This is a genomic window from Mesorhizobium sp. M0998 (assembly GCF_040318885.1).
In the GTDB taxonomy this organism is placed as follows: Bacteria; Pseudomonadota; Alphaproteobacteria; order Rhizobiales; family Rhizobiaceae; genus Mesorhizobium.
The window spans coordinates 12,402-33,139 of sequence record NZ_JAMYND010000036.1 but is presented as its reverse complement, the minus strand read 5'-3'; the positions used below and the strand labels follow the sequence as shown (position 1 = coordinate 33,139).

Here is a 20,738-nt window from a genome sequence, read left to right as displayed (position 1 = left end):
ATTGGCTGATATTGGCACAACCAGCTAACGCGGCTGCCAATCTCATGCAAGTTTAGCGACAATTGGCTTTTGCTCAGCCCTAGGATTGAGACATCGCAACCGGGAGTCTTGCAGCATGGACAAACAAAAACTGGAGGCACTTTCGGCACTGGAGAAAAAGGTGCTCTGGCTGTCGACATGGATGATCCATAACGCCAATCACCTGCGGGAAAATACGGACGGCTTGAAGGTTGGCGGACACCAGGCATCCTCGGCGTCGCTGGTGACGATCATGACCGCGCTCTATTTCTCGGTGCTGAGGCCACACGACCGGGTCGCGGTGAAGCCGCATGCCTCGCCAGTGTTTCACGCCATCCAGTATCTTCTCGGCAATCAGACGAGGGAGAAGCTCGAAGGGTTTCGCGCCTTCGGTGGCGCGCAAAGCTATCCGTCGCGGACCAAGGATGTCGACGACGTCGATTTCTCCACCGGCTCAGTTGGCCTCGGCGTCGGGCAGACACTGTTTGCCTCGCTTGTGCAGGATTATCTCGGCGCCCGCGACGAAAGCATGCCCGAGGGCCGCATGGTGGCGCTGATCGGCGATGCCGAGATGGACGAAGGCAACATCTTCGAGGCGCTGCTCGAAGGGTGGAAACACGGCCTGCGCAACTGCTGGTGGATCGTCGACTACAACCGACAGAGCCTCGATGCCGTGGTTCGCGAAGGCCTTTGGGAACGCTTCGAAAGCATTTTCCGGAATTTCGGCTGGGACGTCGTGATCCTGAAATATGGCTCGCTGCTCGAAGCCTCCTTCACCGAACCCGGCGGCGAGGCGCTAAAGGCCTGGATCGAGGCCTGCCCGAACCAGCTCTATGCGGCGCTGACGTTTCAAGGCGGCGGCGCCTGGCGCAAGCGCCTGGTCGCCGACATCGGAGACAAGCCGGGCCTGGCATCGCTTCTCGACCGGCGCTCCGATGCCGAGCTCGCCGCGCTGATGACCAATCTCGGCGGCCACGACCTGCCATGCCTGATCGAGGCCTTCGGGACGGCACGCGGCAACGATCGACCGACATGCTTCATTGCATATACGATCAAGGGCTTCGGCCTGCCGCTCGCCGGCCACAAGGACAACCACGCCGGCTTGATGACCAGGGATCAGATGGCGGTCCTTCGTGCCTCGATGTCGGTCGGCGACGGGCGGGAGTGGGACGCCTTCGAGGGATTGGCTGTTGGAGATCTGGAGCTGCAACGGTTCCTCGACGCCGTTCCGTTCGCGGCAAAGGGCCAGCGGCGCCGGCACGCCCAGCGCATCGTGGTCCCCGGTCGTCTCGTTGCGGAAGCCAAAGGCAGCGTCTCCACGCAGGTCGGCTTCGGCAGAATTCTGGACGAGATTGCGCGCGCTGGCGGGCCGCTCGCCGACGCGATCGTCACGGCATCGCCCGATGTCACGGTCTCGACCAATCTCGGTCCCTGGGTCAACCGGCGCGGCCTGTTCGCGCGTCAGTCACTTGCGGACACTTTCCGCAGCGAACGCATCGCCTCGGCGCAGAAATGGGAATTCGGCCCCTCCGGCCAGCACATCCAACTGGGTATCGCCGAGAACAATCTGTTCATCCTGCTGTCGGCACTTGGGATGTCGCATTCGATTTTCGGCAAACGGCTGCTGCCGATCGGCACGCTCTACGATCCGTTCGTCCAGCGCGGTCTCGATGCGCTCAATTACGCCTGCTATCAGGATGCGCGCTTCCTGCTGGTCGCGACGCCATCCGGGGTCACATTGGCGCCGGAAGGTGGGGCGCATCAGTCGATCGCCACACCGTTGATCGGCATAGCGCAAGACGGGCTTGCGGCTTACGAGCCGGCCTTCGTCGACGAGTTGGGCGTCATCATGCGCTTTGCGCTGGATTATATGCAGCGCGACGGCGACGCCGTGCAGTCGGAGCGCACCTGGCTGCGCGACGAGACCGGCGGCTCGGTCTATCTGCGGCTCTCGACGCGCCCGGTCGAGCAGATCATTCGTCCCATGATGCCACAGCTCGAGCAGGACATCATCGACGGGGGCTACTGGCTGCGGGCTCCGGGTCCCAATGCCGAAGTGATTGTTGCCTATACCGGCGCGGTTGCGCCGGAGGCCATCGAAGCTATCGGCATGATGGCAGAGGACCGTCGCGACGTCGGTCTTTTGGCCGTGACTTCGGCCGATCGCTTGAACGCAGGCTGGACAGCGGCAAGTCGCGCGCGCGAACGCGGCCTCGTTCACGCCAGGAGTCATATCGAAAGGCTGTTTGCCGATCTCCCTGCGCATTGCACCATCATCTCCGTCACCGACGGTCATCCGGCGGTACTCGGCTGGCTGGGTTCGGTGTACGGCCATCGCACGCGCAGTCTCGGCGTCGAGCATTTTGGCCAGTCAGGTACTATCGGCGACCTTTACCGCCACTTCGGCATCGACGCCAATTCCATAGCCACAGCCGCCGAGCGGATTGCTGGTGGGCGCCCCATCCGCCATCTGCGCGCGCTGGATTGATGCTGACGACATTCTGTGGCCGAGGCCTGATCGTGGATCTAAAATCATGCCACTCGCTGCTCGGGTAACGCAATATCTGAACGGCGCGCCTCTGTCGGACCGGGCTAGACTAGTGCTGAAGCCCGGTGATCATGGCGACGATCTCGTTCTTGTCGGTCTCGCTGGTCTTGCGCACGCCGATCTGTTTGCCACGTCGCAGAACACAGATCCGATCTGAGAGCCTGAACACCTGGTCGAGGCTGTGGCTGATGATCAGCACGCCGATATTGCGCTGCTTCAGCGACAGAACAATCGTCTCGACCTTGGCGGTCTCGGCAACGCCGAGCGCGGCGGTTGGCTCGTCGAGCAGGATCAGCTTGCTTGCCCAGTGCGTGGCGCGCGCGATCGCCACGCCCTGGCGCTGGCCGCCCGAAAGATCGCGGATGGTGGCGTGAGCCGATGGGATGCGAACGTCGAGATCCTTCACCAGCTTTTCGGTGTCGTCGATCATCCGGCGTCGGTCGAGCAGGCCGAAGCGGTTCACCGGCTCGCGGCCAAGAAACATATTCATGTAGACGGTCTGCTGATCGGCGAGCGCCAAGTCCTGATAGACCACCTCAATTCCGTGGGCGCGCGCCATGGTGGCGCTCGACATTGCCACCGCCTGCCCCTCGATGATGATCGTCCCGGATGTCGGAGCATGCACCCCCGTCACGATCTTGACCAGCGTCGACTTGCCGGCACCGTTATCGCCGACCAACGCCACTATCTCGCCGGGACAGAGCTCGAGCGAGAAATTTTCGATTGCCGTGAGGCCGCCGAAATTCTTGCGGATGTCGCGCAGCTGCAAAACAGGGGGCGTGCCGGTCGTGGTCGCGTTCATCACTTGCTCCTAGACAGGCCAGGCAGCGGTTTCGCCAAAACCGTTTTCGATCGTTTCGACCTGGGGCGCCCCCTTTGAGACACCGGAGATGCCGACCACGTAGGCGCGGGTCACGAACGCCTGGCCGCGAAAGCCGAACACCGCCGTGTCGCCGGAGCGTGGCGCATTGGCGCCGCTAGCGTCAATCATTGCGTAATAGTCGATTGCCGCAGGCGGCGGCACCTCGACGCTTCTGAGCGCGGCGGCGGCCGTGGTGGGTTCTGCGGACACGATTGCCTTCACCTCATAGTCCGGAAAGATCGGATCGATATAGAAGCCGCCACCCAGGCAGTAGGCTTTGCCGCCAGACAAATGCGAGATCTCGGTCAAATACAGAACGGCAGGGAGCTCCGGCAGATCTTCCATGACGTGCAGCGCAGTGGTGCCGGCCAAGCCATTGCCCGGTTCACATTGCGTGGCGCCGGCTTCGGCCAGCGCGCCAAGCAGGACACTCGACGTTGTGCCGGGCGCGTTCACCTCTATGTCGCTGCGACCGGACTTGGCGAGCGCTTCGGCAGCTCTGCCCAGTGTCGCCAGATTGTGTGTCGGCAGGACCGTTCGCGTGGTCTGGTCGAACAACAGCGCCGGGAAGGTGGTGATGCCAGCGAACCGTCCGCCGTCGAGACCATCCAGTTTTTCGGCGACCGCGGCGATATCAGCCGCCTCAAAACCACCTTCGTGGCCGCGGTAGAAAACGTCACCATCGGCGCGGATGCGGGCAAGCAGGTTTTGCGTGTACCCGGCGAGCCTTGCGCCGGCAGCGGCTTCTTCAGCCTTGGTGTCGTTGAAGACGGTCCAATAGTCCGGCCTGAACGTTTTGGCCGCCGCATTGGCCTCGTGCCTTGCGATCTGCTGCAGGTGGCCAAGATGACCGAGCCTCAGGCCTGCTCTGTGCGTTGCCCGCGCGCAGGCCATGTCGACGGCGACGGCCTGATCGATGCCACCACGCTTGAGCGCATGGCAGAACGAACTGGCGCGGCCGACCTGCTTGGTCATGGCGAAAATCTTCAGGCCGAACCGGTCGGCCTCGCGCTTCAGGACCCGGGCATTGCTTTCGACGGCATCGAGGTCGAGCACATAGGAATTAGCCGGCAGCTTTCCTTCCTGGTGCAGGCGCATGGCGCTTTCTATAAAGCTCGGATTGCGGCGCCGCAGAACATCGAGGAACATGACAAAACTCCTTCAACGGGACTTTTCGCGCAGCGATACGGCGACGGCCGCAAGAATGATCAAGCCGCGCACGATCATCTGGTCGGAGACGGACAGGCCCATCAGGATGAGGCCGTTGTTCAGCATGCCCATCATCAGCGAGCCCACCAGCGCACCGACAATCGATCCCTTGCCGCCGTTAAGCAGGGTTCCGCCGACAATGACCGCCGCTATCACCGTCATAAGGTCGGTTTCGCCGAGCGTGTATTTCGCAGCCTGCAGCCGGCCCGCATAGAGCAGCCCGGCAAGGCCGGCGAGCCCGCCGCTTGTGGTCAGAACGGCAAGCCTTATCTGCGCCACGCTGATGCCGGAAACACTGGCGGCACGGCTGTTGTCGCCGGTGGCCAGCACATGGGCGCCGAAGCGCGTCTCGCGAAAGATGAGATGCGCGATCGCAACGGCAATTACCGTCCACCAGATCAAAGACGGAACACCCAGCAAAGAACCCGAGCCGAAGAAACCGGTGAAGGCGTCGTTGGTGACCGGGATCGACCGCAAGTCGGTCATCGAGCGAGATACGCCGGCAAACAGCCCGAGCGTCGCCAGCGTTACCAGGAATGAAGGCAACTTGACGTAAGCCACGAGGGCGCCGTTGAGAAGGCCGATCAGCAGGCCGGCGCCGAGGCCGGCCAGCACCCCAGCCACCAAGCCGTAGGCGTTTATCGCCACCGCGGCGGCAAGGGCTGCCACGGCAACGATCGAACCTATCGAAAGATCAATCTCGCCAGCCGACATGACAAAGACAAGGCCGATCGCCATGATCGTCACGGGTGCCGTCTGCAGCACGATGTTCGACAGGTTGCGGACCGTCAGAAAACCGCTGTCCTTCAGTACGATCGCGAAGAACAGAAAGATCGCCAGAAATCCGAGATAGACGACATATTGCTGCAGGTTGAAGCGGCTGACCAAGCTCGCTGCCCGGCCGGGGCTGGTGTTGACACTCGACATTCTCACTTCCTCCGGCGGGGCGCCATTGTCCGCCGCTATTTCATGGCGGCCGCGATGGTCGCGGGCACGTCCTTGTTGAGGGACCGCTTCCACCCGTCCTTGACGGTGTCCTTGGTGACGGCGAGGGAATCGACCACGATGAACGGCGCGGCTTTCTTGCCGATCAACGAGGCGGCCGTGGCGCGCGCCAGCGTCACGCCGATGTCGTAGGCTTCGTCTGCGATGAGTGCCGCAACGTTGCCGCCTTTCACCATGTCCAGTGCCGCCGGTTCGTTCAGGTCGAGCGTGACGATCTTGGTGTGGCTGTTGCCGGCCGCCCGCAAAGTGGACAGCACGCTAAGCGCCGGCTCAGCCCAGGTGACATAGATACCGTCGAGGTCCGGGTGCTGTGTGATCATCGCCTGCGCGATTTCCTCGCTGCGCGCGGGGTCGGCCATTCCGGCCTCGGCCACGATCTTCATGTCGGGATAGTCCTGCTCGATCGTGTGCTTGAATGCTCCGTCACGCTGGTTGGTGACGTAGAAATCGGCATCGTGAAAGATGTAGCCGACCTTGCCCTGCTTGCCGAGCGCGTCGGCCATTGCGATCCCGGCCTTGTTGCCCATCTGGAAAAGGTCGTCCGAAACGATGGTCACATAATCCTTGTCGTGAACGTAGCCTGCCGGCGAATTGTCGACGAATCCCAATTTCACGCCGGCCTGGCGCGCAGGATCATAGACGGTGGCCGCACTTGCGGGATCGACCGGTAGGGACAGTATAATAGAGGGCCTTTTGGCGAGTACTGTCTCGACGTCGGATTTCTGACGGGCCGCATCAAAGCCGGCGTCGGTCTGAGCGACGACCGTGATGCCGAGCCGCTTCAACTCGTCCTGGGCGCCGCTGTTCACCGCGTTGGTGTATTCGCTCATCTCATGCCAGACCAGCGCGGCGGTGTATTTGCCGTCCTTGATCTGCTGCTCCTCAGCTGGTGTGAGCACGACGCTCTTTGCCGGCGTCGGCTTTTCCCCGTTCGGTCCCGTGGTGGTGCCCTCGGCTGCGAAGGCGTTGGCAGCGACGAGTGCTACCAGTGCCGACAACATTCCAATTGCTATGCGCATGTCGGTTCCCCTTGTTTTTATGATGTCGGCGGCCCTGATTGGCCGCCGGGCATTGCCCTGTCATTTGGCCGCGTCGAGCACCGATTGCGGCGCGTCGCGGTTCAACGAATCCTTCCAGCCCTGCGCAACGTTCTGCTTGGTCACGGTAAGCGCCGGGGCAACGACGAAGGCCGGGGTCTCCTGGCCGAGCAGCGCCTTGACGCCGACAGCGGCCATGGCGCGGCCGAGCTCATAGGCCTTGTCGGCCACCAGTGCGGTCACATTGCCGCCCTTGACCATATCGAGCGCCACCGGTTCGGCGAGGTCGAGCGTGACAATCTTGGTCTTGGTGTTTCCGCTTGCCCGCAAGGCCGACAGCACGCCGTCGGCCGGTTCGGCCCAGGTGACGTAGATGCCGTCAAGATCGGGATGCTGCACGAGCATCGCGCTGGCCAGCTCTTCTGCCCGCGCCGGATCGGAGATCCCCTGCTCGGCGACGATCTTGATGCCGGGATAATCCTTCTCGATCGTTGTCTTGAAAGCCTGGTCGCGCTGGTTCGTCACATAGTAACTGGCGTCGTGGAAGATGTAGCCGACCTTGCCCTTGCCATCGAGCGCCTTGGCCAGTGCATCGGCCGCCTGCTTGCCCATCTGGAACAGGTCGTCAGTGACGATGGCTGCATAGTCGGTTCCGTGCTTGTAGCCTTTCGGCAGATTGGAAAGGAATACCAGCTTGGTGCCGTCGGTGAGCGCCTGACGGAACGCCTCGGCCGAAGTGACCGGATCGAGGGGCAGTGACAGGATGACGTTTGGCTTCGCCGCGAGCGCGGTTTCGATGTCGCTGCGCTGGCGCGCGGCGTCAAAGCCCGCGTCGGTGGTGGCGACGATTTGAATGCCGGCACGGGCAAATTCATCCTTGGCACCGGACGTGACCGCATTGGTGAAGTCGGAGGAGGTGTGCCACAGCAGCGCGGCCTTGTAGCCCTTCTCCTTTACTGCGGCCAGGTCTGCATCCGACAATCTAACCTCGGCGCTGGGTGTCGCCGTCTCGCCGCTCGGTCCCACTGTCTGTGCGCCGGCTCCACCGGCCATGAGCATCAGGCTACCTGCAAGTGCTGTAGCAACAAGTCTGTCTATCAGCATGATAGTTCTCCCATTTTCGCTCTCAGTTGTCCTTCATTCCGTAACGCCGCAATACTCCACCATGAACCGGGCGAAGCCGACGACGCCGGCCAGATATTCCTCGACATCGACGTGTTCGTTGAAGGTGTGGCAGTTGCGAATGTCGCCTGGCGCGCAGTACACGGCGGGGATGCCGAGCCGGTTGGTGAAAAATGATGACTCTGACCAGAATGGCGCGCCTTCGATGGCGCCGCGACCAGCCATCGATCGGGCCATGGCGGCAGCAAGAGCGCCGACCTCCGGCCTGTCAGGTGCAATCTCGGCGGCGTTACCCCCGAGCGGATGATCGCGACCGGCCGGATAGGCGAACGCCAACATGATTTCGGGATCGGTGACGGCGCCGCGCACCACTGCCTCGATTTCGGCGGCGGCCTCGTCCAGCGACTCGCCCGGCAACAGCTTGCGGATCAGCGACAACGTGCAGCGTTCGGGCACCGCGATGTAGCCGCCGCCCGCAAGCCCGGTGATCAGCAGGAAGCCACGCCCGATCAGCGGGTGCTCGGCTCTTGTTGCAACATCTTCCGAATGCTTCCACAGCGCGCTCATGACGGCGTGGCTTGCACGCAAGGCATCCTTGCCGAGTTCGGGTACGCCGAAATAGGCTGATCGTCCGGTGATGGTGATGTCGGTAATGAAGAAGCCAATTTGGGCCGGATAAACCGAAAGGCGGGTAGGCTCCACATAGACGACGAAATCGGGCGCCACGACTTCGCCTTTCTCGATGCGGCCGACGAAGTCCTTGATGCCGGCAGAGACGCCGGTTCCAGGCTGGCCGCTCTCCTCGTCGCCGACGAAGGCAAAGGCAACGTCGCCGGCCAGTTGGATGTCGGCGGTGTCGAGCAGAGAGAGTGCCGACAGCGCGGAGCAGATGCCGGCCTTGAGGTCGCCGGCGCCGCGGCCCCAGATCTGCCCGTCGATCATTGGCGCGGCAAACGGATCCTGCCTGGCGGTGCCAGCCCAGTGCTCGCGCCAGCCCTCGACATGGACCGTATCGGTGTGGCCGATGAAGAGCAGCCGCTTGCCGGCGCCGGCACCTTTGCGCTCACCCCAGACGTTGGGCCGGCCGGGCGCGAATTCCGCACGCCGAATTTCGCTCAAGCCAAGCACGCGCATGCGGTCTTCAAGGAAGGCGACAAAATTTTCTTCGTGACCGGTTATGCTTTCGCGGCCGATTGCCCCCTGCAGAAGCTCAACCGCTGCGTCCCAATCGAGGGCGGCGCGCAAGCGGGTGGTGATGTCCTTTGAGGCGGTCATAGCGTGGCCTCGCGCAGCACGGCCGAACTGGCTGGGGGAAGCGAAATGCGTCCGTCGGGCGCGTCGACGCCGAACAGTGTGTTGTGCAACTGGCCGAGCCCGATCGCGGCAGCGCCGATGAGCGCTGCCCGCGACCCGAGTTCGCTGGCCTCAACGGCGATAGGGTAGGGGAAGCAGCGCGGCAGCAGGTCCCTAACGCGCAACAGGATTTCCGGCCGCAGCCCGATCGAGCCGCCTAGGACGACCTTTTGCGGATTGGCAATTGCCGCTATGGCCACAATGCCTTGTGCGAGGTAGCGCGCGGTTTCGTCAAGTACCGTCGCGGCATGCCTGTCTCCAGCGGATGCACAGTGGAAAATCGTCGGCACGTTGACGATGTTGCCCGTCAGCGTTGCGTAGCGTTCAACCATGGCGCTGGTTGCGACCACGCGCTCGAAAGCGCCGGCGCGCAACGATGTCGGCGCGAATGGATCGGCGCCAATCGGCAAAAAGCCCATCTCGCCGGCTGCATTGCTGGCGCCCCGCACCAGATTGCCTCCAACCATGAGGCCGCTGCCGATACCGGTACCCAGCGCAATGAAGGCGAGGTTGTCGATACCCCGGCCGCACCCCTGCCAGTTTTCGCCGAGCACCGCCAGATTGACATCGTTCTCGATCACCACATGAAATCCGAATGCGTGCTCGAAAGCGCCAACGACATTCATCGTGCCAAAGCCGGCAATATTCGGGGCAAGCAGGACGCGGCCCGTCTTCTTGTCGGGTGCACCGGGAACACCAATCACCGCCAGCCTTATCTTTGTGCGCGAGATTCGGTGCCTCTCGGCCGCCTGAAGCGCTAGATCCACGATCTGGTCGACGATGAACTGTCCGCCCCGAGGATCGGTCGGCGCCGTTTCCTCCGCGAATATCTGGCAGGCAAGATCGGTGAGCGCGACCCGGACTTTGGCGCCGCCGAGGTCGACGGCCGCGATGTAGGCCGCGTCAAATACGAGTTCGTAAGTGACAGCCGTGCGTCCGACATGTCCGCTCGTGCGCCCTGTCTCCTGCACCCAGCCTTCCTGCTCGAGTGTCCTGACGATCTCGGAGATTGTCTGCTTGGACAAGCCGGTCTGCTTTGCGATCGAAGCGCGCGAGATCGGCCCACCTTGCACGATCGCCTCCATGACGGAGCGCTGCGAGAACTGACGAGAAATGCGCGGCAGGTCGTTCAACAGCAGCTCCGATTAATTCGTTCTATGACCGAACTTAATAATCATTTTCGACGGCCGTCAACTGGCCGCTCAAAAAGGGGGTTTGTACACCGGGGAAAAACAGCAGCGCTGGCGATCTAACGTCCCGCTGAAAAGCAGGTCTGTGGTTGCGTTGGTCTTGGTTTTGTATGTGCTCTCGCTACTACGATTGGCAGGGTACACGGTCGCTCGTTCGTATTTTCTATGACGCCCCGCCCCTAATGCGCCATCTCTATTTCGAATTTGATCCTAGCGTGTAGCAAAACCTGGCCCGTCTCGGTGCGAACGATCATCGTAAAGTCGCGGCTAGATCCGTCCGCCTTGTCTTTTACTATCGCCGCCAGAGCCTTTGCTGCCTCGAGCCTGGCGGATTCGACGTCCGGCAGATCGGTACCTTGATCGTCGGGGTACAGTTCGTTCGCATCTGCGAAGTCGAAAAAATATCGCGGCATTGCCGATAACGCCGATTTCAGTTGGTCGGTCTCGGTCGGAAATGTCCTCGTCTATGTGAGACGCCCCCCCGCCGCGACGCCTCATTCGCATCGAGTAAAGACTTGGCGGCTTGGGTCAGGCGAGTGCGATTATTTGCCGTAGGCCTTGATCGCTTGCTCACCTGGCTTGGCGAAGCGCCGCTTCCCGCGCGAAATATTCGACCTCGTAGCTACTCATCCGCCGACACGGTTGCGGTCACTGAAGTCTCGCTTGCTGTTGTCGTCGCCCATTTTGTGCCTCCAAAGGCTTGGCTCATTGCAACGCGATGCTGAACGTTTTGTTGCTAGCGACGTGCGGAATCATCTTTGTTAGTTCTGGCTAATATAATCAGGTCGCCTAGAATCGAAGAAGTGCGTAAATTGTAAGTGCCGGCTCCGGCCCGCTCGGTTCATTCCGCCGATGGAACGCAAGCTCGTCGCCAAGCCGCCCGAAGGACGACGGGTGGTCTCACGAGGTCAAGTTCGACGGCTATCGCTCCAGATTGTTATAGACGCCGGCGGCGTTCGCATCTCCACCCGCCGCGACGTCGACTGGACGTCGAAATACCGCGACGTCGCCCGTAGTGCCAAAAAACGGTAGACGTCGAGAACGCCATCATCGTCGGCGAAATCATGGTGCTCAATGACAAGGGCCTATCGGGTGCAAGATCAGCGAGATCGACTGTCTCGTGCTCGAGCACGATACGCCAACAAACCGCCTCGACGATTTAGTGCGGGCCGGAGCCAGTCTCGCAAAGGCCCTTCAGCCTTTCTGATGCCGATTTGCGGCAATTCAGCCTGTCAGATTTGTAACACTGGAACCGTGAAGTCGCCGCGCAGAGGGCTAGGTCCATCCGCCATTTGCGACGAATTCTTGCGACGAACAGAGCGCACTATCATCACTGGCCAGGAACAGTGCCATCGCTGCAATATCTTCGGGCCGAATGCGCGCTCGAATGGACTGTATCGCGTCAATCTGGGCTTCTCCTTCCAGAGTCGGATGTGCGCGCCTCTGTTTCTCCGTCATCACCATCCCGGAAGAAGCGTGTTGACCCGGATGTTGAAAGGACCAAGTTCTCGAGCCAGCCCCTTTGTCAGGCCGTGCACGCCAGCCTTGGCGGTCATGTATGTGGGGATGTTCGACGCTGTACGCGCGCTCAACGATCCAAAGTTGATGATCGACCCGCCTCCGAGACGCTTCATCTGCGGGATAATAGCCTGTGCAGCGAAGAACATCGGCCGCAGGTTGACTGCCATCCTGTTGTCGCGTCTGTCATTGGCGACATAGTTGATGAGAACTGAAATATCACCGAGGTCTCTCCTGATGCGCTCTATCGTCATCTGGAGCGCATCGATATTGCGGATGTCACATTCGATGAACACCGGGGGAAATACGTGCTCGCACAGGGACGTCACAAGCGCCTCAGCCAAAGATTTCTCGATATCCACGAAGGCTACCTTAGCTCCTTGCCAGGAAAATCCTTGGACCAGCGCTGCGCCAATACCAGAGCAGCCTCCGGTGACAAAGATGACCTTGCCCTTGAGCGAAGGGTAGCAGGCTGAGTTTCTTCGAGAATGTCTTCCCTGCATGAGAATCCGCGTCCACTTTGTGGATGATGGAGAAGCGAAAGGACATGCTTGCCCCAAGCATGGCCAGTCATTCACACCGTCACTGTCATGCCACCGTCCACGTAGAGCGTGTGCCCGTTGACGAATGAGGAGGCGTCGCTGGCGAAAAACACTGCAGCCCCGATGAGTTCTTCAACATTGCCCCATCGACCGGCCGGCGTGCGCCGTTCCAGCCACGTGGAGAACTCGGGGTCCCGACCAAGTGCTTCGTTGAGCGGCGTCTTGAAATAGCCAGGCGCGATGGCATTGATCTGCAAACCATGTTTTGCCCAATCCGCACACATGCCTCGAGTCAGATTTCTGACAGCCCCTTTTGTCGCCGTGTAGGGCGCGATACCCGGACGAGCCAATTCGCTCTGAACAGAGGCGATGTTGATGATCTTTCCGCGACCGCGGCCTATCATGCCTTTGGCGACGGCTTTGCTCACATAGAAAATGCTGGAGAGATTGGTTCGAACAAGATCGTCCCATTTCTCTTCCGGGAAATCCTCCAATGCTGATCGATGCTGGATGCCGGCATTGTTGATGAGAATGTCAATCGAACCGATCGAGGTCTCAATCCGCTCGACCCCGTGTCGCGCAGACAGGGCATCCGTGACGTCGAAGGCCGCCACCTCCACCGACAGACCGTCCTTGAGCAGGTCTGTGGCAGCGTCCTTCAACAACTGTTCACGACGACCGTTCAGGACAACCAGGGCACCACACTCCGCCAGGCCACGGGCAAGCGCCAGGCCAATGCCCTGGCCCGAGCCTGTAACCAGGGCAATCTTGCCGTTGAGGTCGAAAAGCCATCGCATCTGCATTTCGCTCTTCGATCAGGAAGCGTAAGACACTGGCGTCGCATGCCAGCCGTCCTTCCGCTTGTCCCAAAAAGCTGTTCTCAGCCGCGCGGAAATCGGACCCGGTCGGTCGTTCCCCAGGATCCTTTTTCCAAGACGGCTTACCGGCATAATGCCGCCAGCCGTAGTCGAGAAAAAGATTTCGTCGGCGGCTTCGAATTCGTCGCGGCAGAGATCCCGGACCTCACAGCGAATTCCAAACTCGTCGCACAGTTCCAGAACTGTTCTTCGAGTGATACCTTCCAGCGCACCGCGTTTCGGCGTGATGACCTTGCCATCTATGACGGCGAAGACATTGAAGCCCGGTCCTTCCGTGACGTTTCCATCACGATCCAGTAAAATGCAGGTTTCGGCGCCTTGATCGTGCGCCTCGAAATTCCCGCGCGTCAGGTCGCCCCAATGGAAATTCTTGATTGTCGGGTCGAGTGATTCCGGCGCAATCCGTTGGGGGGACGCGATCATTGCGTGCACGCCGCGTTCCTGCTGCTCGGGGGTGAATACCCACACCCAAGGCATGACATGGCAAATCAAATAACTGCGGCCGTTTATGGGATGAAGCGGCACGCCGCGCGGCGGGCGGGAGCGGACACAGTCCATCGCCACATAAGCCTCGCGCAACCCGGTACGCCGCACCAGTTCGGCGAGAATATTCTTGATCTCTTCGTCGCTTTCCTTCGGATTCATCCGCAATTTCGTCATCGAGGTGCGAAAGCGTTTGACATGATCGTCGAGCCGGAAGAATGCGCCGTAGTAGACGCCCGCGACATCGTAGGTAACGTCGGACCGGCGGTAGCCCCATTCGGTGATACCGAGCTTGGCATCCTTGAGAGGCATGAATTCACCATCAATGTAGGCCGCGCCAGCGGACCAATCGACGTCTGTCATCGTAGTTCTCCTTGACCTGAAAATCGTGCCCGTTGTCGGGCAGCCTGACAAGAAACACCCGGCGTATCGGCCGGGCTAAACGGCCACCGCCAGTTCGCTCCGGCTGGCGCGCAGGATGCGTGTTTGGACGATGTCCAATTGAAGATTGTCGTCTTCGGGAGATCCCTTGACGGCTACTCCGTAGATGTCTCGTGCGCGCTGCACGCTGATCCACCCTTCTGCAAGATCGTGCAGCACGCGCGCGGGATCGCGTTCCCGTGGAGAACCATATCCACCGCCGCCTGCGGAGTGAGAGACCATGTGCTCACCCGGCTGCAGAGTGACCCCGTAGCAGGGGGGAAGATCGACGACCGAACCATCGGCCTTGCGCATTGCCGCTCTGGACAGACCGCCGGGGCCACCGCCGCGAGCGCCTGCGGCAGGCGTGATGGTACCATCTGCGGTATAGAGGACCGTCAAGGAGTTTCCGCCCCACGGGCCGTACTCACTGTAGACCGACGGCGCGCCGCGAAACGTGCCCGCTCCCTCGCTGTCGTCGAGAATATGGCGATCGTAGACGATGATTGGATGGTGGAGCTCATCGACTTCGACACTGTCGATATGGCACATGCCCGCGTTGCCGGCATGGATCATGGTCAGAAAGCCGTCGGTGACCGGCGTGCCGGCGCCACCGCTAATGCCGATGTGGACTTGATTGATGAAGGGCTCGTCATTGTTGTAGGGATCGCGCCCGGAGATGACACCCATTCCTGGTGGTTGGATTGGACCGGTCGCGGCTTGCCCAAAGCCAGCCGAAAGCTCGGCTATTGCGCGCTGTACCGGATTGGTGACATGGTCGGCGAGATTGGTGGTCGCCACCGAGCAAGAGGCCGGATGCCTCGGTATGCCGACGCAACAATTTTCGCGAACCCGAATGTCAATTCGTCGAAAGCTGCCCGCATTGGCGGTAACGCGGTGATCGAGGATGCCGTTGAAAATCCCGATCATCGCTGCGCTTTTGGCGGTTGCCTCAGTAAGATTGAGGCCACAGGGCTGGCAATCGGGATTATCGCGCAGATCGACAATGATCCTGGCCTCGTGCGTATCAACTTCAACGTCCACCTTGACGGGAATGCCCTCCGGGATACCGGGGAACGGGTCGTGAGCAGACACCAAAACGACATGTCCTGAAGACAATCTCCTGATTGCCTCAATCATCTTTTGTTCGGAATAGTCGAACCAGCGGTCGGCATAGCCTTCAAGCATATGCCAGCCGATCTCGCGGCCGAGGTTGAGCAGTTCGCGTTCGCCGATGCGGACGGATCCAAGGCTCGCAAGAAAATCGCCCCACCATTGGTCCGGAACCCGGATGCGGGCCTGACACATGCGCACGATGTCGTCGTTGGTCTTGTAGTCTTCCTGTATCTTCGTCGCAGAAAAAATCAGGGCACCCTCTTCATACAGATCCTTCACGTCCGCCAGATAGCTGGAAGGGCGGGAATTACCGCAGTCCGCCTGATGTGCTTTGGCCAGCACGAAGAAGCGCAGGATGCCTTCGTCGTCGATGACCGGGACGATCATGCAGTGGTCGGCCGCGTGGGAGTTTCCCTCGTATGGACTGTTGTGAAGGAAACAGTCGCCGCGCTTGAGCATCGGATGGTGTTTGAGGACCGCCCGGCACATCAAATCAGGGCCGATGAGCGTGTGGTTCGGCAGACTTTCCGCAGCCGCCAGAAGCTTGCAGTCAGCAGTCAGAACAACACATGAGAAATCATGGGCCGTGTTGAGGATACCGGAGCGGGCGGTTCGGAAAAGCGTGTTTTGCATCTTGCGTGCGATGGTCTCCATACGGCTGGAAATCATCGCCATCTGAACGCCGTCAGGCGCCTTTTTCAAAACTTGCTCAGACATGGGTAAGCGCCTCCTTAGAATGTCACACGCAGGCCACCGCTGGCCGTGCGTTCTGCGACTGTGCCCGGATCGACCACGACGGTGGTGAACGACGATTCGATGATGGCCGGGCCGGCAACCGGTTCGCCCGGCTGCATGGCTTCGTAGCGATGAACCGAGACGTCGCTCCAGCCGAGTTCGGTGAAGTAAACCGGCCGCTTTGCGCGACCACCGGCAAAATCACCCTCAGGAGGGAGCGTGCCGGTGGCCCGATCAGTCAGTCTGCATCTGACCTTGGCGCGCCAGGTCACGAATTCGACATTGGAATTGCGGTCGCTGATCTCGAAAATACGCTGGTGGGTGTCATGGAACGCATCCGTGACCTGCTTCAAATCGCCTTCGCTCTTCACCTGATCAAGCGGGAGAGGAACGTCGATTTCCCAGATCTGATGCGGATACCGCGCCTCTACGGAATACTCGATGTGGCAGTCGAGTGCCCCGGCGCCGGGCCCTTCCGCGAACTCAAGGCATCGCTTCCGTAGCTCTGCCAGAACCTCGTTGATCTTGTCAGCCGCAAATCTGTCGCTGGTTGTAAACTGCAGTTGCGCATAGTCCGACGAAAGCTCCGACATCAGGGCCCCGGCCGCGCTCATTACGGCACCTGCTTCGGGAATGAGGACACCAGCGCATTGAAGGCGCCTGGCAACTGCGACTGCATTAAGTCCTGCGGCGCCGCCGCCGCCGATCATGACGGCCGAGCGGGGATCAATGCCCTGATTGACCGTGATCTCCTCGATCGCTCCGACCATCTTTTCGGTTGAAAGCCTCAACACAGCGGCAGCGGCTTCCTCAACTTTGATGCCGAGCGGTTCGGCGACTTTCAATTGTAATTGCCGGGTCGCCCCCTCCCGGTCGAGGACCATGGCGCCGCCCAGGAAGAAGTCCGGATCGATATAACCCAGGATCAAGGCGCAGTCCGTGACGGTGGGCTCGGTTCCTCCGCGGCCGTAAGCGACGGGCCCCGGCGTCGAGCCCGCGCTCTGCGGACCGACCTGCAGAATTCCGCCATTGTCGACCCATGCGATCGAGCCGCCTCCGGCGCCGATACTCTTGATATCGACAGATGGAAAGCCGGTCATATGGCCACGTGTGCGCTGGCCAATCCATGTTTCGCGGCTCCAGGGGATGCGCCCGTCACGCACCAGGCTGACATCAAAGGTGGTCCCACCCGTGTCCGCGACAATCGCGATGGCATTGCCAAAATCGCGCTCTGCGTAGTAGCGGCCGGCGATGGGCGCCATCGCCGGTCCCGAATTGATCGAGTGGATCGGAGCCCGTGCAACTGCCGTCGCATCCATGATGCCGCCACTTGAGGTAACCATCAGTGTTCGACCGTTGAAACCGGCGTCTTGCAACCTGTTGGTCAAGCCATCGAGATACTTAAACATCAGCGGTTTCAGCGAGGCGTCAATGACGGTCGCGGAAGCTCGACGATACTCGCGCAGGGTTGGATTCAACTGATGCGAGAGCGTGTATGGAACATCCGGTAGATGCTCCTTAAGCAGTTCTGCGATACGCCGCTCATGAACCGGGTTGACAACCGACCACAGAAGGCAAACGCCAACGGCTTCGATTTTCAGCGCCTGCAGTTTTTTGATTGTCGCGATGAAGTCGGTTTCGTGTAGTCCCTCGACGATCTTGCCGCGAGCATCGACGCGTTCATCCACTTCGAACGTATACCGCCGAGGCACATAGGGTTCAGGGTAGGCGACCGTAAAGTTGAAAGGCTCAATGCGCCCGCCCTCGCGCATGACCAGGATGTCACGATGACCTTTGGTCGTGATGAAGGCTGTTTTCGCCGTCTTGCCGGTGATGATCGCGTTGATAGCCCGGGTGGTGCCGTGGACGAACATGGCGCCACGGCTCAGGAAATCTCCGAGTCTCATTCTGTAGTGCCTGGCAGCGAGGTCCAAGGCATCGAGCACGCCGCGCACTGGGTCATCAGGCGTCGTCGATGCTTTGAACAGCCTTATCTCGTTGCCATCTTCAACGACAAGGTCGGTGAAAGTACCGCCGGTGTCGCACGCCATCCTGATATGATTTGCGCTTGGTTTGATCTGGGTGGCGTGGGTATTCATAAGGCAAGCCTCTTTCGTGCCAGCGCGGATGTATCCGGCCGGATATTCTGGGGTTGTTGGCAGAAGGGCGCTGTTTGGCGCTACTGTTCTAAGTGTCGTTTCCGGACATGCGTGGCGGCATCTTCCTGTGGCTTCGCACATGTGTCTCGAATGACGAGTTCGGGCAGAAAAATCGCGTCGGAGCCGGCGTTGGCCGGCTCCGCATTCGGTTTGAGAACACGCTCGACGGCAGCGCTGGCCATCGCCTCGATAGGCTGACGTATGGTCGTCAGTGCAGGAAATGACAGCTGGCTGATCCAGGCATCGTCCACGCCAATAATCGACATGTCCTTTGGAACGGCAATGCCGGCGGAACGGAAAGTCGCCAGCAGGCCCAACGCGATCATGTCGTTGAACGCGATAATGGCCGTGGGCCTGGGCGACAGCGCCGCCACATCGGAAGCGGCATCACGACCGACCTCGACCATCTGAGCGTCTGCGATATCAAGTGCGCTCTGGTGACGCTCGAGCACGACAGCCTGACTGTCGTCGAGTTCGTGATCCTTCATTGCTTTCTTGAAACCGGACAACCTCATCACCCGGCTGTGGGTGATGAGGGGATCGGTCACATAGGCTATCCGCCGATGACCGAGAGCAAACAGATGCTCCACAGCCATCCCGATTGCCGCCTCATGATCGAGATTGACCGTATCGAGCCGAGCAAGCTTCAAATCGAGCCTGTTGGCGTCCACGGCAACGATCGAAAGATCGCTCCACGCCGAGTAGTAACCGCGCCTGGTGTTCAGGGGTGCAATGGTGATGAGGTCGGCAACGCCGATGGCAGCCAGATTGTCCAAAAACTCTTTCTCGAGCTTCGGATCGCGCATGGTGTTGCACAGATGAACCCTGTAACCCGCCTTCACCGCAGCCTGTTCTATCGAGAACACCATTTGGCCATTGAACGGGTTGACAATGCTGGGCACGACCAGGGCGATTACCCGGGCCTTGCCAGTCTTTAGTTGGCGCGCTGCCTGGTTTGGTCGGAAGTCAAGCTCGGCAATTGCCGTCGCAATCCGCGTCCGGGTCTCCGTCCCGAGCCGATGGAATCGATTGTTCATGTAATTCGAGACGCTGCTCACCGATACGCTCGCCGCTTTCGCAACGTCCTGAATGGTGGCGCGGTCCGCAGCATCTGTGGGCGATCCACTCTTCGGCGGCATGACGTTCAAATCTCCCAAGGTCCCAGAGACCCTCATTCTACGACTCCCGAAGGAGAACGAAACCTCGATGGTCGCGAGTCCGGCCCCGCAGCTGTGCGATCGAGAAAGTCGGTAAAACGGTACACTAAAAATCGTCTGTGTCAATCGAGGGTCGATCTGAGGCTATCGGAGGTAATGCCGCTGGTATTATGGGGTTTGCAGGAATCACCTGACTCTGATGGGAGGCAAACTCCTCAAGTGGCAGTTGACAGATGAAAAAAATCCAGTGTATCGTTTTACCTACTGTAAGCAAGCCGAAGAGCTTCGCAGCAGGCTGAACGGCGCCGAACATGTTTGGCAAAGGGCAACGCGACGCCTGAAACTTGCACGATCGTTTTTTGCGATGCCGCCGCTAGTCCGACGGGTACCGGGGCGAAGTCGGCAATGACAAACTTTCAATCATCAAAAACCGACGGAGACGGAACATGAAAAAGATTTTGCTAGCTGCCGCTTGTCTAACGTTACTCGGTGTCCCTGCTCACGCCGAAACGATCGGCTTCAGCATGCAGCGGTTCGACGACAATTTTCTTGCGATTCTTCGCAGCGGCCTGGAGGCACACGCCAAAGACCTTGGGAATGTGACGTTGTTGATCGAGGATGCGCAGGGCGACATCGCCCGGCAGCAAAGCCAGATCGAAAACTTTATTGCCGCCAAGGTCGATGGGATGATCGTGATCCCGGTAGAGGCCGATGCCGGCGTCGCGATGTCCAAGACGGCCGACAAAGCCGGAATCCCTCTGGTCTTCGCCAACAATCAGCCTTCCAACGTCGATCAGTTGCCGGAGAAGCAGGCGTTCGTCGGCTCGGACCAGATCCAGGCAGGCAGCCTGGAGGCGCGCGAGGTCTGTCGTTTGCTGGATGGCAAGGGCAAGGCCGTGATTCTGATGGGTGAACTCGGAACGCTGGTTGCGCGTGGCCGCACCGAGGCGGTGCACGAGGTCTTCAAGTCCGACGAATGCAAGGGCATCGAAATCGTCGAAGAGCAGACGGCGACCTGGTCTCGCACGCAGGCGCTCGACCTGACCACAAACTGGATGTCAGCTGGTCTCAACTTCAACGCTGTCATTGCTAACAACGACGAGATGGCACTGGGTGCGCTTCAGGCCATCAAGGCAAGCGGGGGATCAACCGGCGATTATGTCGTTGCCGGCATCGATGCAACGCAGGACGCCCTGACAGCCATGAAATCAGGCGACCTCAAGGTGACCGTTTTCCAGGACGCCATCAGCCAAGGAAAAGGCGCGCTCGACACAGTTCTGAAGCTGGCGCGAGGCGAGAAGACCGACAAGAAGGTCTTCACCACGCTCGAACTCGTCACCAAGGACAACATGGACAAATACCTGAAAAGGAATTGATCGCCAGCAT

15 protein-coding genes and 1 pseudogene are annotated in these 20,738 nt (G+C 60.3%); 2 read left to right on the top strand and 14 right to left on the bottom strand.

What is annotated here, in order from left to right:
* Positions 1-115: 115 nt before the first annotated feature.
* Positions 116-2,506, top strand: a complete 2,391-nt coding sequence (locus NKH59_RS26440; RefSeq protein ID WP_353023494.1) for a thiamine pyrophosphate-binding protein — start codon at positions 116-118, stop codon at positions 2,504-2,506.
* Positions 2,507-2,615: 109 nt separating this feature from the next.
* Here the strand turns inward: NKH59_RS26440 and NKH59_RS26435 are convergent, their stop codons facing one another.
* The 14 genes and pseudogenes from NKH59_RS26435 to NKH59_RS26370 all read right to left on the bottom strand — a co-directional run bounded on the left by NKH59_RS26435 (position 2,616) and on the right by NKH59_RS26370 (position 19,334).
* The gene (locus NKH59_RS26435; RefSeq protein WP_353023492.1) at positions 2,616-3,368 is read right to left on the bottom strand and encodes an ATP-binding cassette domain-containing protein; all 753 of its coding nucleotides are present in this window, start codon (positions 3,366-3,368) and stop codon (positions 2,616-2,618) included.
* A gap of 9 nt (positions 3,369-3,377) precedes the next feature.
* Positions 3,378-4,577: an alanine racemase gene (locus tag NKH59_RS26430; protein WP_352542304.1), complete on the bottom strand. Its 1,200-nt coding sequence runs from the start codon at positions 4,575-4,577 to the stop codon at positions 3,378-3,380.
* A 12-nt stretch (positions 4,578-4,589) separates the two neighbouring features.
* Entirely contained in the window at positions 4,590-5,564 is a 975-nt protein-coding gene (locus NKH59_RS26425) for an ABC transporter permease (protein ID WP_352542303.1), read from the bottom strand.
* Positions 5,565-5,599: 35 nt separating this feature from the next.
* Positions 5,600-6,661: a substrate-binding domain-containing protein gene (locus NKH59_RS26420; protein WP_352542302.1), complete on the bottom strand. Its 1,062-nt coding sequence runs from the start codon at positions 6,659-6,661 to the stop codon at positions 5,600-5,602.
* A 60-nt stretch (positions 6,662-6,721) separates the two neighbouring features.
* Positions 6,722-7,783 (bottom strand): substrate-binding domain-containing protein, encoded by a 1,062-nt coding sequence (locus NKH59_RS26415; RefSeq protein WP_352472940.1) that lies wholly within the window; start codon positions 7,781-7,783, stop codon positions 6,722-6,724.
* Between the two features lie 33 nt (positions 7,784-7,816).
* Complete coding sequence (locus NKH59_RS26410; protein WP_352542301.1) at positions 7,817-9,076, bottom strand: M20 family metallopeptidase; 1,260 nt, start codon at positions 9,074-9,076, stop codon at positions 7,817-7,819.
* Positions 9,073-10,287 (bottom strand): ROK family transcriptional regulator, encoded by a 1,215-nt coding sequence (locus tag NKH59_RS26405; RefSeq protein WP_352542300.1) that lies wholly within the window; start codon positions 10,285-10,287, stop codon positions 9,073-9,075. Before NKH59_RS26405 ends, NKH59_RS26410 begins: the two co-directional genes overlap by 4 nt.
* 236 nt (positions 10,288-10,523) lie before the next feature.
* Positions 10,524-10,757 (bottom strand): DUF6894 family protein, encoded by a 234-nt coding sequence (locus NKH59_RS26400; protein WP_352542299.1) that lies wholly within the window; start codon positions 10,755-10,757, stop codon positions 10,524-10,526.
* Between the two features lie 862 nt (positions 10,758-11,619).
* A pseudogene (locus tag NKH59_RS26395) lies at positions 11,620-12,365 on the bottom strand (SDR family NAD(P)-dependent oxidoreductase).
* 71 nt (positions 12,366-12,436) lie between these two features.
* Positions 12,437-13,201, bottom strand: coding sequence for an SDR family oxidoreductase (locus NKH59_RS26390; protein WP_352542335.1), 765 nt, complete (start codon positions 13,199-13,201; stop codon positions 12,437-12,439).
* 18 nt (positions 13,202-13,219) lie between these two features.
* A complete protein-coding gene (locus tag NKH59_RS26385) occupies positions 13,220-14,128 on the bottom strand; it encodes an aminotransferase class IV (RefSeq protein ID WP_352542297.1) in 909 nt (302 codons plus the stop codon).
* A 75-nt stretch (positions 14,129-14,203) separates the two neighbouring features.
* The gene (locus NKH59_RS26380; RefSeq protein ID WP_352542296.1) at positions 14,204-16,018 is read right to left on the bottom strand and encodes a hydantoinase B/oxoprolinase family protein; all 1,815 of its coding nucleotides are present in this window, start codon (positions 16,016-16,018) and stop codon (positions 14,204-14,206) included.
* A 14-nt stretch (positions 16,019-16,032) separates the two neighbouring features.
* On the bottom strand, positions 16,033-18,135 hold the full coding sequence (locus NKH59_RS26375; RefSeq protein WP_352980810.1) for a hydantoinase/oxoprolinase family protein: 2,103 nt from the start codon (positions 18,133-18,135) through the stop codon (positions 16,033-16,035).
* Between the two features lie 80 nt (positions 18,136-18,215).
* Positions 18,216-19,334, bottom strand: a complete 1,119-nt coding sequence (locus tag NKH59_RS26370; RefSeq protein WP_352816259.1) for a LacI family DNA-binding transcriptional regulator — start codon at positions 19,332-19,334, stop codon at positions 18,216-18,218.
* Between the two features lie 464 nt (positions 19,335-19,798).
* On the opposite strand from NKH59_RS26370, the gene NKH59_RS26365 reads away from it, so the two are divergent.
* The gene (locus NKH59_RS26365; protein WP_352542293.1) at positions 19,799-20,728 is read left to right on the top strand and encodes a sugar ABC transporter substrate-binding protein; all 930 of its coding nucleotides are present in this window, start codon (positions 19,799-19,801) and stop codon (positions 20,726-20,728) included.
* The last annotated feature ends 10 nt before the right edge of the window (positions 20,729-20,738 follow it).

Coding starts and splice junctions, on each gene's coding strand:
- NKH59_RS26440 (WP_353023494.1), top strand. CDS start 116: ATGGACAAACAAAAACTGGAGGCACTTTCGGCACTGGAGAAAAAGGTG.
- NKH59_RS26435 (WP_353023492.1), bottom strand. CDS start 3,368: ATGAACGCGACCACGACCGGCACGCCCCCTGTTTTGCAGCTGCGCGAC.
- NKH59_RS26430 (WP_352542304.1), bottom strand. CDS start 4,577: ATGTTCCTCGATGTTCTGCGGCGCCGCAATCCGAGCTTTATAGAAAGC.
- NKH59_RS26425 (WP_352542303.1), bottom strand. CDS start 5,564: ATGTCGAGTGTCAACACCAGCCCCGGCCGGGCAGCGAGCTTGGTCAGC.
- NKH59_RS26420 (WP_352542302.1), bottom strand. CDS start 6,661: ATGCGCATAGCAATTGGAATGTTGTCGGCACTGGTAGCACTCGTCGCT.
- NKH59_RS26415 (WP_352472940.1), bottom strand. CDS start 7,783: ATGCTGATAGACAGACTTGTTGCTACAGCACTTGCAGGTAGCCTGATG.
- NKH59_RS26410 (WP_352542301.1), bottom strand. CDS start 9,076: ATGACCGCCTCAAAGGACATCACCACCCGCTTGCGCGCCGCCCTCGAT.
- NKH59_RS26400 (WP_352542299.1), bottom strand. CDS start 10,757: ATGCCGCGATATTTTTTCGACTTCGCAGATGCGAACGAACTGTACCCC.
- NKH59_RS26390 (WP_352542335.1), bottom strand. CDS start 13,201: ATGCGATGGCTTTTCGACCTCAACGGCAAGATTGCCCTGGTTACAGGC.
- NKH59_RS26385 (WP_352542297.1), bottom strand. CDS start 14,128: ATGACAGACGTCGATTGGTCCGCTGGCGCGGCCTACATTGATGGTGAA.
- NKH59_RS26380 (WP_352542296.1), bottom strand. CDS start 16,018: ATGTCTGAGCAAGTTTTGAAAAAGGCGCCTGACGGCGTTCAGATGGCG.
- NKH59_RS26375 (WP_352980810.1), bottom strand. CDS start 18,135: ATGAATACCCACGCCACCCAGATCAAACCAAGCGCAAATCATATCAGG.
- NKH59_RS26370 (WP_352816259.1), bottom strand. CDS start 19,334: ATGCCGCCGAAGAGTGGATCGCCCACAGATGCTGCGGACCGCGCCACC.
- NKH59_RS26365 (WP_352542293.1), top strand. CDS start 19,799: ATGAAAAAGATTTTGCTAGCTGCCGCTTGTCTAACGTTACTCGGTGTC.